The organism is Spirosoma rhododendri (assembly GCF_012849055.1).
In the GTDB taxonomy this organism is placed as follows: domain Bacteria; phylum Bacteroidota; class Bacteroidia; order Cytophagales; family Spirosomataceae; genus Spirosoma; species Spirosoma rhododendri.
In genome coordinates this window covers 3,239,824-3,253,009 of the sequence record NZ_CP051677.1, presented here as the reverse complement: position 1 = coordinate 3,253,009, position 13,186 = coordinate 3,239,824, and the positions used below count along the sequence as shown (strand labels likewise).

Annotated in this window: 12 protein-coding genes; 7 read left to right on the top strand and 5 right to left on the bottom strand. The window is 55.8% G+C overall.

What is annotated here, in order from left to right; all coding sequences use genetic code 11:
- Positions 1–72: 72 nt before the first annotated feature.
- Positions 73–1,152, bottom strand: coding sequence for a S8 family peptidase (locus HH216_RS13380; protein ID WP_169551258.1), 1,080 nt, complete (start codon positions 1,150–1,152; stop codon positions 73–75).
- Between the two features lie 224 nt (positions 1,153–1,376).
- Positions 1,377–2,324 (bottom strand): 2-hydroxyacid dehydrogenase, encoded by a 948-nt coding sequence (locus HH216_RS13375; protein WP_169551257.1) that lies wholly within the window; start codon positions 2,322–2,324, stop codon positions 1,377–1,379.
- A gap of 125 nt (positions 2,325–2,449) precedes the next feature.
- Between HH216_RS13375 and pdxA the strand changes: the two genes are divergently transcribed.
- The 4 genes from pdxA (at position 2,450) to HH216_RS13355 (ending at position 7,234) form a co-directional block, all read left to right on the top strand.
- Positions 2,450–4,201 (top strand): 4-hydroxythreonine-4-phosphate dehydrogenase PdxA, encoded by a 1,752-nt coding sequence (gene pdxA / locus HH216_RS13370; protein ID WP_169551256.1) that lies wholly within the window; start codon positions 2,450–2,452, stop codon positions 4,199–4,201.
- A 101-nt stretch (positions 4,202–4,302) separates the two neighbouring features.
- The gene (locus tag HH216_RS13365) at positions 4,303–5,190 is read left to right on the top strand and encodes a YicC/YloC family endoribonuclease (protein WP_169551255.1); all 888 of its coding nucleotides are present in this window, start codon (positions 4,303–4,305) and stop codon (positions 5,188–5,190) included.
- The gene (locus HH216_RS13360) at positions 5,190–5,825 is read left to right on the top strand and encodes a DNA-3-methyladenine glycosylase (protein WP_169551254.1); all 636 of its coding nucleotides are present in this window, start codon (positions 5,190–5,192) and stop codon (positions 5,823–5,825) included. The genes HH216_RS13365 and HH216_RS13360 overlap by 1 nt, the downstream gene beginning before the upstream one ends.
- A gap of 86 nt (positions 5,826–5,911) precedes the next feature.
- Positions 5,912–7,234, top strand: a complete 1,323-nt coding sequence (locus HH216_RS13355; RefSeq protein ID WP_169551253.1) for an MFS transporter — start codon at positions 5,912–5,914, stop codon at positions 7,232–7,234.
- 10 nt (positions 7,235–7,244) lie between these two features.
- Here HH216_RS13355 and HH216_RS13350 read toward each other — a convergent pair whose 3' ends face one another.
- From HH216_RS13350 to HH216_RS13340, 3 genes are read right to left on the bottom strand one after another with little or no spacing between them, the layout of a single operon-like run.
- Positions 7,245–8,801: an ABC transporter permease/substrate-binding protein gene (locus tag HH216_RS13350; protein ID WP_169551252.1), complete on the bottom strand. Its 1,557-nt coding sequence runs from the start codon at positions 8,799–8,801 to the stop codon at positions 7,245–7,247.
- The gene (locus tag HH216_RS13345; RefSeq protein ID WP_169551251.1) at positions 8,798–9,532 is read right to left on the bottom strand and encodes an ABC transporter ATP-binding protein; all 735 of its coding nucleotides are present in this window, start codon (positions 9,530–9,532) and stop codon (positions 8,798–8,800) included. Before HH216_RS13345 ends, HH216_RS13350 begins: the two co-directional genes overlap by 4 nt.
- Positions 9,529–9,813: a DUF427 domain-containing protein gene (locus HH216_RS13340; RefSeq protein ID WP_169551250.1), complete on the bottom strand. Its 285-nt coding sequence runs from the start codon at positions 9,811–9,813 to the stop codon at positions 9,529–9,531. The genes HH216_RS13345 and HH216_RS13340 overlap by 4 nt, the downstream gene beginning before the upstream one ends.
- A 651-nt stretch (positions 9,814–10,464) precedes the next feature.
- Here HH216_RS13340 and HH216_RS13335 point away from each other — a divergent pair.
- The 3 genes from HH216_RS13335 (at position 10,465) to HH216_RS13325 (ending at position 13,185) form a co-directional block, all read left to right on the top strand.
- On the top strand, positions 10,465–10,977 hold the full coding sequence (locus HH216_RS13335) for a response regulator transcription factor (protein WP_169551249.1): 513 nt from the start codon (positions 10,465–10,467) through the stop codon (positions 10,975–10,977).
- 121 nt (positions 10,978–11,098) lie between these two features.
- Positions 11,099–12,283: a sugar transferase gene (locus HH216_RS13330; protein ID WP_269808119.1), complete on the top strand. Its 1,185-nt coding sequence runs from the start codon at positions 11,099–11,101 to the stop codon at positions 12,281–12,283.
- Entirely contained in the window at positions 12,262–13,185 is a 924-nt protein-coding gene (locus HH216_RS13325; RefSeq protein ID WP_169551248.1) for a glycosyltransferase family 2 protein, read from the top strand. The genes HH216_RS13330 and HH216_RS13325 overlap by 22 nt, the downstream gene beginning before the upstream one ends.
- Position 13,186: the final 1 nt, after the last annotated feature.

Sequence of the window (13,186 nt, the reverse complement as noted above, 5' to 3'; positions counted from 1 at the left end):
CACCACTGAAAATGTTGTCCGCAGACCCAAAGACAACAGGGCCATTATCTGCCGACGGCGTCCCCCGGTATATTAGGATATCAAGGTCCGTTTTTGCGCCAGTCCCCCGCTTACAGAGCGGAACGGCTCGTCCCACTGAAACGCTAGCCGGATCGTACCGCCCGTTGGGATGGTCACTTTCTGGTAAATATCGCCACCCCCGAAGTCGTGCGCAATGCCGTAGCCGGGCACGGTGATACCCGAATTGCGGAACTGACTCATGTACGAAGCCCGCGCCTGATTACCAGCCGACGAGAAGTAGCTGACATTGTTGTTGTTCACCACCTGATCGACGGCCTGCCCAACGATACCATCCTGAAAGAACGGCTCAGCGAGGTAGATAATGTCATCGACGATGATGTTACAACCCGCGTTGGCCAGATCAATGATGCCCTTGGCAAAGCCTGCCTGCCCACGAAAGGCCGTATTAAACGCAATGGCCGCCCCCGGCGCTACATCGTGCACAATCTCGGCCATGGCCCGGCCTTCATCGGTTCCTGATGGTAAATCGTCGATGACCTGCACCCCTTCAGCGGGCAGATCGCCCGAGGCCACACCGGCGGCAGCTCCCTTCAGCGCGTTGTACGTATCGGAGATAACGCCAACTTTCGAGCCGGCTCCGGTTACGCTGTAGGTTGTCCGAGCCACATCGGCCCGTAAGCTCTTGTCGCCCTGCGAAGTAACCTTACCCGCGTTGTTGACCGGCTTGTAGTAGGGCCGGGCATAGTGCAGGCCGGAAACGTCTTTCAGATCATCAAGTTTGTCGATGGGCAGATAACCGAAGATCATACTCTTAAAGGCGACTCCTTCACGCAGGCCCAGTGCCTGAAGCTGCGTCAGCAGAGCATCCCCCCGCTGATCGACGGCCACCCCTTCGATGGCGACGGCTCCATCGACGATTACGTAATCGTCGGTTGAACCGCCGGGACCCGGTGCTGCCATACGACCGTTGGCGCTCAACCGCCCTTTCATCACCGCCAGCAGATCGGGCGTCATTTTGGCCACGCGGGCCACTTCTTTGTTCGTGGTCTGAGCAATGCTGTCTATGGGCGCGCTCAGCAGCGTACCACATAGTAAGGCCAACAAGCTTCCTGCTCGTAGTTGTTTAATCATTAAGAGATGGAGTTAGTTGTTTGGGGAAATTGGTAATTCGGTCACTGAACTTACCAAATATGATCGTTTCTTTTCACACATATGCATATCGCCGTAGATAAGTTTAAAAAAACGACCACCTGCAATACAATTCATTGGGCAATTACTCGTTTCATACAGCCAAAAACGCCCGTAACAGTTACTTGTACGTAGCTATCACGGGCGTCTGACCGACACAATTTTATCTACTCACCCAGCGCCTGACTCATCTGCTGCACGAGCACTTCGTTGATCCGAACGTAGCTTTCGTGGGTCCAGCCCGCAACGTGAGGGGTCAGTACCACCTTATCCGACTGACGCAGGTAATCGAACGCGGTCTGCTGTTCAGGCGTCAGTTTGGCCAGTTTTTCGTTTTCCAGCACGTCCAGACAAGCCCCGCGTACCTTACCGCTTTCCAGTCCCCGCACCAGCGCCGACAGCGACGTAATTTCGCCCCGCGCGGCATTGATCAAGTAAAACGGCTTGCTTACCTGCTCAATCAGATTATCGTCGATCAGCAGCCGGGTTTCGTCGGTCAGGGGGATGTGCAGACTCAGCACGTCAGCTTCTTCGAGCAGCTGCCCCATCGACGCTTCCTGCGCAAACGCATCGCTGTAGCTCGTGCGGTATTTGTCGTAGCACAGCACCCGGCAGCCAAAGCCGCTGAGTCGCCGGGCGGTTGCCTGCCCGTTGTTGCCGTAGCCGATGATACCGACCGTCATGCTGCCCAGTTCGTAGCCCCGGTTACCTTCGCGGTCCCAGATACCCTGCCGCACTTCGCGGTCAGCCCGGACGATGTTGGCGATCAATCCCAACAGCATCCCGACTACGTGTTCGCCCACGGCATCGCGGTTGCCCGTACCGGCATGAAAAACCTGAATACCGCGCCGATCGACCTCGTCCAGATCGATCAGATCCAGCCCGGCCCCGGCCCGGCCAATCAGCTGCAAGTTCGGCGCGTGGGTCAGCAAATCAGCGTCGACAGTGGTTTTGCTCCGGATAATCAGGCCCTGATAGGGAGCTATAGCCGTCAGAATTTCGGCGCGGGTTAGCTTGGGCTGATAGCTGTAGGCAAAGCCAGCCGCATCGAGCATGGTAAACAGCGACGGGTGCATTTCGTCGACAATCAGAAGAGAGAAGGGAATCTGGGACATCCGTCGGGTTTTCGTACCTTGCGGCTTTATCAGTGAAACAGGATAATTACCAATCATCGGCAACCCATTGTGTGCGCGGATTGGTTTACTCGTATAAAAACGCCTGGCGAAACTAGCAAAAGTAGATGGAACAACGCCAATCCGACGATACTACCCCCGACTCGCTGACGCCCCCGTCCAGCCCGTCGGCCGATATACAGTCCCCCCAGCCAGCCACTCCGTCGACAGACGAACAGCCTGCGCAACCCGTTACAAACGAGCTTGCCGAGCCCAGCCCCCTCGACCCGGATCAGACCGAACAGTCGGGCCGGAAGTTTACGCAGCGCGAAAACGGCGGGCGCGACAACCGGCAGAACGGTCGGCACAGTAACGTACAGAAAGATAATCGCCAGCCCCAGCGCGAGAACGGCCAGCGTACTGCCGAGGGGCGCGAGCAGCCCACCCGCGAAAACGGGCAGCGACAGGGCAACAACCAGCGACAGGGCAACCGCGAAAACCGCGACGCCAACGGGTCTGAGCCACGTAGCCGGGAGCAATCGAACCGGGAGTCGGGCAATCAGGAGCCGCGTAGCCGTGAGCAACAGCCGCGCAACCGAAACGCAGACAGCCCCGAAACGGGCAATCAGGAACCGCGCGACCGGGAGCAGCAGGCTGGCGAATCGGGCAATCAGGAACCGCGCAGCCGCGATCAGCAGCCGCGCAACCGCGAATCAGGCAACCAGGAATCGCGCAACCGCGATCAGCAGTCCCGTGAGCAGCAGTCACGCGAGCGCGAACCCCGCCAGCGGGAAGCCTCAGTTAATGAATCGGGTGACCAGTCGGGCCGCGACGCGGGCATGGTGCCGGGCGACAACCGGCTCGTAATCGGTATCTCGATGGGCGACTACAACGGCATCGGGCCGGAAGTAATCCTGAAAGCCCTGCAACACAACCGACTGCAAAAGATCTGCACGCCGGTCATCTACGGATCGATGCGGATTATGAACCGCTACCGGAATCTGCTCGACCTGAAAGACTGGAACCTCAACGGCGCACCCAGCATCAGTCAGATCAGCCACAAAATGACCAACGTCATCACGTGCTGGCCCGACCAGAACCAGGATATTCAGCCCGGTCAGGTAACGCCCGAAGCGGGGCAGGCCGCGTTGGCCTGTCTGCAACGGGCCGTCGCCGACATGAAAGAAGGAAAGCTCGATGCACTCGTAACGGCGCCCATCAACAAGTACAACATTCAGTCGGAGGAGTTTAAATTTCCGGGGCATACCGAGTACCTCGCCGACGAATTTGGCGTGGCCGACAACCTGATGTTTATGGTCAGCGAACGGCTGCGCGTGGGCGTCGTTACGGGGCACGTACCGCTGGGCCGCGTCCGGCAAAACGTCACCCGCGAACGGATTTTGCAGAAGATAAACCTGATGATGCAGTCGCTGAAGCAGGATTACGGTATCGACAAACCCAAGATTGCGGTGCTGGGACTGAACCCCCACGCGGGTGAGGAAGGACTGTTGGGCAACGAAGAGCAGGATATTATCAAACCGCTCCTCAACGACCTGCGCAACAAAGGGCAGCTGGTATTCGGCCCCTACCCCGCCGACGGCTTTTTCGGCACACGCAGCTACACTAAGTTCGACGCCGTGCTGGCCATGTATCACGATCAGGGCCTGATTCCGTTCAAGGCAATTGCGTTTGAAGAGGGTGTCAACTTCACGGCGGGGATGCCGGTTGTTCGCACATCGCCCGATCACGGTACCGCTTATGATATCGCCGGGAAAAACCTCGCTGATGAAACGTCGATGCTTCAGGCGATATACACTGCTATCGACGTAGCCCGGCAACGCAAAGAATACACCGAAATAACCGCCAACGCACTTAAATGAGTTGACTAGTTAGATAGTTGTAGAGTTGCCATCCGGCGTTAGCCAGAACGCGCCAGCAACTCTACAACTATTCAACTGTACAACTCTATAACTTCTTTCCTATGCTCAAGTCAATGACCGGTTTCGGCAACGCAACCGTAGAAACCGGCAGCTTATCCGTCACCGTCGAAGTCAAAACACTGAACTCCAAGTTTCTGGACATTTTTTGCCGCCTGCCCCGGCAGTATGCCGAAAAGGAAATTGAACTGCGGGCTTTGCTGACACAGCAATTGGAACGGGGTAAGGTAGAGTTATCGGTAAGCATCAACCGTACGCAGCAGGTGAAGCCGGGCGTGGTTATCAACCGTCCCCTGCTGATGGCCTACGTCAATGATATTCGCGAGTCGGCGGCTGGTCTGCTGATGGCGATTCCCGACGGCGACCTGCTTAAAATGGCCCTCGGTCAGCCCAATGTTTACCAGACCGAAGCCGTTGAAACACCCGACGACACCGCCGACTGGGCGGCCGTGCAGCAGGCCGTACAGGAAGCCGTCCGCCGGTGTAATGCGTTCCGGCAGCAGGACGGGGCCGTGCTCGAAACCAAGTTCAACGAATACATTCAGACCATCAGCGATTGCCTGAGCGAAATCGAGAAGCAGGATGTGCTGCGGATTCCGGCCGTCCGCGAACGACTGATGACCAACGTGCGCGAACTCCTCGACAGCGAAACCTTCGACCGCAATCGATTCGAGCAGGAGATGATCTACTACGTCGAGAAATTCGACATTTCGGAGGAAAAAGTCCGGCTGAAAAATCACCTCAGCTACTTCGTCGATGTGATGAACACGGAGGAAGCCAACGGCAAAAAACTCAACTTCATCGCGCAGGAAATCGGGCGTGAGATCAACACCATCGGTTCAAAAGCCAACGATGCCACGATTCAGCGGTTTGTCGTTCGGATGAAAGACGAGCTGGAAAAGATCAAGGAGCAAACCATGAACCTGATCTGATGGAGCGGCTGGGGGCAGATTACTATGGCGGGCACGATACGCTGACGATTGCGCAGCAATTACTTGGTTGTGAGCTGGTTCACGAAACCCCGGAAGGCATCACGGCCGGTATCATCGTGGAAACGGAGGGCTACATCACGGGCGACCCGGCCTGCCACGCCTATCGCCGACAGACCACGCGCAACGCAGCCATGTTTGGCCCGGCCGGTACGCTTTACGTCTACCAGATTTACAACCACTACAACTGTATCAACGTCGTAACCAGCCCCGAAGGTGTGGGCGAAGCGGTACTGATCCGGGCGCTGGAACCCACCGAAGGGTTTGACCTGATGGCCGACCGGCGCAACGAAGCGTTCAAAACCGGCTTCGAGCGTTACCGCAGCAACACCATCGACCACAGTACGACGGCCGGTTTTCGCAACCTCTGCAACGGCCCCGGCAAGCTGACAATTGCCCTCGGTATCAGCCGGCAGCGCGACAACAACAGTTCGCTTGTTACTGGCTCGATCTACATCCGGGGTCCCGTCCGGGCCGGGTTCGACATGGTCACGACAACGCGCATCGGCCTGACCCAGGGCGTCGATCTGCCCTACCGGTACTACATCAAAGGCAATTCATTCGTCAGCAAAAAGTAGCTACTGATTGCGGGCAAAGCTGCCCGTTCGTACTGCTTTGCCCGCAATTTGTAAACACCGCAGCCGGTACAGGGCGTTGTCAATCCATGAGGGCATCACCACTGATTCTGTCGCAACGGCGTTCACTGCGGTACGGCGCGTTTTTCTACCTGTACGTTATGCAGGGCCTGCCGTCGGGCTTCGCGCTGACCGCCGTTACCAACTACCTGACAGCCGAGGGGTTGACTCCGCAGGCACTGGGCAGCTTCGGGGCGCTCGTTGGCCTGCCGTGGGGGTTTAAGTTCCTCTGGGGGCCACTCGTCGACCGGTTTCAGGCATCGGCAATGGGGCGTCGCCGACCGTGGGTGCTGGGCGCGCAGGTCATGGCGCTGCTGGCATCGGGCGGTATCTTACTGATCGACAATCCCGTTACGCAATTTTCGATGCTGGCCGGAGCCTTCATGCTCCACGGCGTTTTTGCTTCCCTACAGGACGTAAGCGTCGATGCGCTGGCGATTTCAACGGTGCCCACGGCCGAACGGGGCCGAGCCAATGCATTCATGAAGGGGGGTATGGTTGTGGGGCAGGCGATCGGGGCAGCCGGGCTGGCGTATCTCATTCGCGAGGGCAGCTTTCATGTGGCGGCTCTGGTTCAGTCGGCGGTGTTGTTTGCGTTCACCATCCTGACTTTCTTCATCCGCGAACGGCCGGGCGATGCGTTCGTGTCGCTGAAACGTCGTTCTCCCGTCGCCAACAGCGTGATCAGTACCGATACGGCTGATGAGCCAACTGTCGCCCGCCCCGACTGGTCGTTTGGTGCCCTGCTTCAGACGTTGGTCCGTGCTATCCTGATGCCCCGCCCGCTGGTTATCTTCGGCGCTATCTCGCTGGTTTTTATTGGCGAACGACTATTTCAACGGGCTTACTACATCCATCTGATTCAGCAGGAAGGCTGGACCGATACCGCCGTGTCGGTACTGAGCGGCACTTACGGCACCCTGCTGGCGGTTGCTCTGGCCCTTCTGGGCGGGTGGCTGGCCGATATCGTCGGGGCGCAGCGTATGCTGCTGGGTACAACGCTGGGAATGGCCGTGCTGCACATTGCCTTTTCACTGGCGGCTTCTTCGTGGGCGAACCCAACGGTGGCTACCGCCGGACTTATCGTGCGCCAGACGCTTGAACCCCTCTTCAGCATTGCAGCCCTACCTATGCTGATGAGCCTGTGCCAGCGGGGGATCGAAGGGTCTCAATTTGCGTTTTACATGGCAATCAGCAATCAGGCCGACGTTGCCGGTATATTTCTGGCGGGACAACTACAACCGGTCGTTGCTACGTCGGCGCTGGGTATAGGTTGTGGTGCGCTGATGCTGGCAGCGGCACTACTACTCTGGCTGACACTTCGACAGCCACAACCAGCCCTGACTACTTAGAAACGCTCTTTTACTTGTTCAGATAACGAACCAGATCGCTGATCGAGCGAATACCCAGTTCACGCGCCTGCTCACGACGCATCATCAGCGCGTAACTGTTACTGAAGCCCAGCGGCTTTTCCCAGCGCAACTGATAGTCGGCAGCAAACCGTTTTTCGACGAACGAAAACACCGAATCGGGCTGCATAGGCAGGGTTTTCAGCACCGGTGACGGGGGCTGTAAAATCACGAGCAACCCTGTGCCGGTGTATTCGGGATAAAAATCAATGGCCCCGGTGCGGAGAGCATCGAAGCAGATTTGCGTACCGCCGAGCCCGGTTTTCGTCACGACTCTTAATTGGGTCTGCCCCTCGATCAGCTGCCGGTAAATCTCAGCCAGTATGTATTGTTCCGTAAACACCTTCGATCCCATCACCACCGTCTGCGGCCGGTCGCCGGGCGCGGGCGTTTTGTACAGACCCGCCCGTTGCAGAAACTGCCGCGCTACCGCTTCCGGCGACTGTTTTCGATAGTCGGCCTCGTAGTTAAGCGTCGTCATGACCGAGTCGGTCAGTCGCCCGGCGAGTTTGTTCAGAACAGGTTCCAGTTCAGGATACCGGTCGAGCGCAGCCTGCCGCACGACAGGAGCCGCATCATAGGGTGGAAACGCGTGTCGATCATCGGCAAGCACGAGCAGATCGAACGCTTTGATCCGCCCATCTGTCGAATAGCCACTAATCAGATCGACCTGCCCCCGCCGGATCGCTTCGTACATCAGATTCTGGTCGATCAATTTGGGCGTCAGCTGCAACCCGTACGTCTGCTGCAAACCCGGATAGCCGTCGGCCCGGCCGTAGAACTCATGCGCGAACCCAGCGACCAGCTTATCGCCACTGCGCGACAGCAGCGTAAACCCCGACAATACGGGTAGCAATACCACAAATACCAGCCCTCCTATCCGCATCCGCCGACCCGACTGCCGTTGCAGCCACGCCAGCGACGCGTCGAAGCCCACCGCGAGTAAAGCCGCCGGGATTGCACCGGCCAGAATCATACTCGTGTTGCTCAGCGCGATACCGCCGAAGATAAATTCGCCCAGCCCGCCAGCCGCGACATAAGCCGCCAGCGTTGCAACACCCACATTAATAACCGTCGCCGTTCGAATCCCGGCAAACAGCACTGGCAGCGCCAGTGGCAGTTCGACTTTCGACAGAATTTGATTTTCGGTCATACCCAACCCACGGGCCGCATCTTTCACCGACGGGCTCACCTCCGTAATACCCACGTAAGTGTTACGGATAATCGGCAGCAGCGCGTAGAGAAACAGCGCCACCAGGGCCGGGCCAACGCCGATACCTAACAGCGGAATCAGAAAACCCAGCAGGGCCACGCTCGGAATCGTTTGCAACACGCCAGCCACACCCAGCGTCGTACTGGCCAGCCGCGTATGTCGGGCGATAAAAATACCGGTTGGCACCCCGATCAGCAGGGCGAGTAGCAACGAAACGAACGTCAGCCCAATATGGGTCAGCGTCTGACGGAGCAGTTGATCGGCGTGATCGCGAATGAAAGTAAAGAAGTCGGTCATCCGTGCAGCGGGCGGGGCTTGTCGTCCAGAAAATCGCGAACGAAGTCATTGGCAGGGTTACTCAGCAGGTCGTCGGGCGTACCTATCTGTACGATACGGCCCTTATCCATCAGTGCAATGCGATCGGCCAGTTCGAGGGCTTCGCTGACGTCGTGCGTGACCAGTACCACCGTCGTTTCGCTAAGTTCACTCAGCCCAAACAGCTCGCGCCGGACGTGCCGACGCGTAAATGGGTCGAGCGCACCAAACGGCTCGTCCATCAGCACCACCGGAGGTCGGGCCGCCAGCGCCCGGGCCAAACCCACACGCTGCCGTTGCCCGCCACTCAGTTCGGCCGGGTAGCGAGACAGGCTACTTTCGGGAAGTTGAAGTTTGGCGAGCAGTTCACGGGTTCGGCGGTCGATGTCATCGGGCGTCCAGTCCAGCAGCTTCGGCACCGTGGCAATGGCATCGGCGATGGTATAATGTGGAAATAAGCCACCGTCCTGAATAACATACCCGATCCGCCGACGCAGATCGGGTGCCGATTGTTGCCGGATGTCTTTCCCATCAATGCAGATGGTACCGCTATCGGGTTCGACCAGCCGGTTAATCATCCGCAACGTTGTTGTTTTACCGCAGCCGCTCGTACCCAGCAGCACAAGCGTTTCGCCAGCCGCCACCGACAGCGACAGATCATCAACGGCTTTAAAGTCGCCAAACTGCCGGGTCAGGTGGGCAATATCGATCATTCGTTTGTCACCTGAACCCCTTTCCAAAAGGCCACGCGGTCTTTAATCTGACTGGCGGCTGGTTTGGGATCAGGGTAGTACCAGGCAGCATCCGTGTTGCTCTTCCCATCGACAGTCAGCGTGTAGTAGGAAGCGACACCTTTCCAGGGGCAGGTAGTGTGTGTCGTGCTGTCGGCGATAAGCTCGGCCCGCAGTGATTCCTTCGGGAAATAGTGGTTGTTCTCGACAACAACCGTGTCGTCGCTTTCGGCAATTACCTGCCCGTTCCAGACCGCTTTCATACAGACGTTTAGTATAAATATGTTTTAAAACTTCATGAGCTGGTATAACCACAGGCCAGAATATCAGTGTGTACTGGTCGACAGACCAGCGTATGCGAGGCCCAATTAACCAGTATCTCAGGCTATAAACAGGCAACTAATTCGCTTGTTCGTATAAATTATCATTCTAAGGGATACAGCCGACCAGCTTGCCTTACTTGTATACGATGAGATTGATCTTGTACCACATAATCGTGGCGATATGTCAACAGTAAAGGCCCAAGTTAGGGCATCAATTAGACTTGTTAATCAATCAAGGACGATAGTGCCGGGTACTATATCAGGATTATATGAACTGTTGTGTATAGTTAGACACCTACCGTTTAGGATATTTTCGAGTTTTAACCTCTTTTTTATGTATGAGTATTTATACTCAATCTACCCACTTATTCAGGAGGCACTTGTGAGTATAAATCAGCACTGATAATCAATTAGTTACAATACGAAAGAAGTATCATGAATAGTCAAGTTTATTCGTGATACTATGGCTTTTGACGGACTACAACGATTCCGTGGAAAACTGAATTGTGTTGGCAAATCAGTAACCTTGAAAAGAGTTACTAGTCTTAATTACTGAAGACCCACAAATGCAACACTGAAATTCCCGTACTGATGAATACGAAACCTCGCCTGCTTATCGTTGATGGAAATCCTTACATAGCTGGCATACTTGTGCAAAACCTGAAAAGTGATTTCAACATTTCTGTAGCAAATACCGGGCCAGAAGCTGTCCGGATGCTCACACAAGGAAACCACTACGATTGCGTACTGACCGAACTGAATCTGCCTTTCTTCAGCGGACTGGAACTGACAAAATTTATTCGCGAGAACCGATTCCTTCGCAACACAGCAGTAATGGTACTGTCTGGCGCGACTGACAGCGATACGCGTATCAATAGCCTGAATAGCGGAGTCGATGACTTTGCGCTGAAGCCGTTCAATCCGCTTGAAATACGCGCTAAACTGCACGCGTTGCTCCGCCGGTCGGCATCGCCAGCCTACGAGACAGCTTTTTCCCAGCCTGTTCCGGCTCGATTATTGCCCGACATTAAAACGTTTTGGCAACAGAAAACACGCGTTTTATCGCTTATTCGGCGCAGTGAGCCCATCAAGCAGAGTGCCTGATTGATGGGCAAACAGGACGACTAGCGCACAGCAGTTTTGCATACTTCGTAGCAAAAATCAGGACAGAGTGCGTATTGACTGTTCACCAAAACAGTGCTTTTATTCATTAAGCGCCTTGTTTGTGAACTCCTCTACCCCCTCCTGTTTACTACTGATTGAATCTGACAATGTTGTCGCCACGCAGATCACCACGCTGGCCGAATTGCGTTGCCCCGTCGTACGATGGGCAAACGCTACAGAAGCCGGGCAGTGGCTACGCGATCACGCCGATGTCAGCCTTATTGTGACCGACCCGCATAACGCCCAACCGGTAACGCAGCTGCTCATGAACAACGCTGGCCTACAGCATGTCCCGGTTCTGATCACACAGTCACAACAGACCGCCGATCTGGCACACGCCCTACCTCGCCAAAAAATCGCTGATTTACTGGACTTTACGGAAGACCCTGATAGCTGGCAGACAAAGATTAACTATTACCTTGACTTGAATACACATCTATCTGCCGAATCCTATATCAGCCCGACACCGGCCTATTTCCAGTTTCGGTTGCCCTGGTGGAAACGGGGTATTGATATTGCCGTGTCGCTATCGGCACTGTTGGTGTTATCCCCCCTGTTGCTTGTCGTAGCGGTGCTGATAAGACTCGACTCAAAAGGTCCAATATTGTATAAATCGGCACGGGCTGGTACCAATTTCAGGGTCTTTAATATGTATAAATTTCGGACCATGAAGGCAATGGCCGACCGTTTAATCAAAGACCTGAAGTACCACAACATCTATGCCAAAAGCTCTGAACAGTCGAATATCGAAGTTAACGGGCAGGATTACCGGTGTGAACAGTGTCAGCTACTACAAATTAGTTGCCGTCAGCCGCTCGTTGAAGAGAATCAGACTGTGTGCGAAAAGAAGTACCTGACCGACTCCGAAGGCGCGGCCAAGTTTATGAAATTCCGTAACGATCCGCGCATCACGCGGCTGGGCACATTCTTACGCAACAGCAGCATCGACGAGTTGCCGCAATTACTCAACATTTTGTTCGGCGATATGTCGCTGGTGGGCAACCGGCCACTGCCGCTTTACGAAGCGGAGAAACTGACAACCGACGCGTCGGCGCAGCGGTTTGCAGGACCAGCCGGGTTGACGGGCCTGTGGCAGGTGAAGAAACGGGCCAAAGGTGAAGGCCCCGTTACCGACAGCGAACGCATCGCTCTCGACATTGAATACGCCAGTACATTCTCGTTCAAAACCGACATGTACATTATCTGGCAGACTCTATTCAGCGTATGGCAGAAGGAGAACGTCTGACCAGCCCCGTTCCGCTGGTATCGATTATCACGATCAACTACAATCAGGCGGAGGTGACCCGGCAGTTTCTGGACTCGTCGCGGCTACTGACGCACCCCAACGTAGAGATCATCGTTGTCGACAACGCGTCGCAACCATCACTCAACAGTTGTCTGGACGCAGGCCAGTATCCGAATGTGCGGGTCATCCGCAGCGACGAAAATCTTGGCTTCACGGGCGGCAACAACCTGGGGATCGCCAACGCCAACGGTGAGTATCTCTTCATCGTTAATAACGATACCGAACTCAACGCCGATCTGCTGACTGAATTGCTGAAGCCGTTTGCAGCCGACGATCGTATCGGCGTTACCTGCCCCAAAATCCGGTTTTTCAGCAACCCTTCGCTGGTGCAGTACGCAGGCTACAATCCGATGAATATGCTGACCGGTACGGCCGTACCGGTAGGTTACAAATTGCCCGACGATGCCAGCTACGACCAACCCGGCCCGACGGCGTTCGCCCACGGCTGCGCCATGCTGGTGAAGCGGGCCGTAATCGACAAAGTGGGCCGGTTTGCCGAACGCTTTTTTCTGTATTACGAAGAACTCGACTGGTCGCAGCGCATCCGCGACGCGGGTTTTGTTATTTATTACCAGCCATCGGCCCACATCTTGCATAAGGAATCGATGTCGGTGGGTGAGTTCAGTCCGCTGAAAACGTACTACCTGACCCGCAACCGGATTCTGTTTATGCGTCGACACTGTACGCCGGTGCAGAAGCTTGTTTTTTACTTATTTTTCGCGGGTTGTGTGGTGCCCAAGCACCTGGCAACCTACGTGCTTAGCGGCAAACGGCAACACGCACAGGCGTTTGTACGGGGGGTGTGGTGGAACCTCCACTCGGCCAGTACCTCGCCCGTTTAAT

What these genes read in the sequence shown, in the direction of transcription:
- HH216_RS13350 (WP_169551252.1), bottom strand. Translation starts at nt 8,801, where the DNA reads ATGACCGACTTCTTTACTTTCATTCGCGATCACGCCGATCAACTGCTC.
- HH216_RS13360 (WP_169551254.1), top strand. Translation starts at nt 5,190, where the DNA reads ATGGAGCGGCTGGGGGCAGATTACTATGGCGGGCACGATACGCTGACG.
- pdxA (WP_169551256.1), top strand. Translation starts at nt 2,450, where the DNA reads ATGGAACAACGCCAATCCGACGATACTACCCCCGACTCGCTGACGCCC.
- HH216_RS13340 (WP_169551250.1), bottom strand. Translation starts at nt 9,813, where the DNA reads ATGAAAGCGGTCTGGAACGGGCAGGTAATTGCCGAAAGCGACGACACG.
- HH216_RS13335 (WP_169551249.1), top strand. Translation starts at nt 10,465, where the DNA reads ATGAATACGAAACCTCGCCTGCTTATCGTTGATGGAAATCCTTACATA.
- HH216_RS13380 (WP_169551258.1), bottom strand. Translation starts at nt 1,152, where the DNA reads ATGATTAAACAACTACGAGCAGGAAGCTTGTTGGCCTTACTATGTGGT.
- HH216_RS13325 (WP_169551248.1), top strand. Translation starts at nt 12,262, where the DNA reads ATGGCAGAAGGAGAACGTCTGACCAGCCCCGTTCCGCTGGTATCGATT.
- HH216_RS13365 (WP_169551255.1), top strand. Translation starts at nt 4,303, where the DNA reads ATGCTCAAGTCAATGACCGGTTTCGGCAACGCAACCGTAGAAACCGGC.
- HH216_RS13345 (WP_169551251.1), bottom strand. Translation starts at nt 9,532, where the DNA reads ATGATCGATATTGCCCACCTGACCCGGCAGTTTGGCGACTTTAAAGCC.
- HH216_RS13355 (WP_169551253.1), top strand. Translation starts at nt 5,912, where the DNA reads ATGAGGGCATCACCACTGATTCTGTCGCAACGGCGTTCACTGCGGTAC.
- HH216_RS13375 (WP_169551257.1), bottom strand. Translation starts at nt 2,324, where the DNA reads ATGTCCCAGATTCCCTTCTCTCTTCTGATTGTCGACGAAATGCACCCG.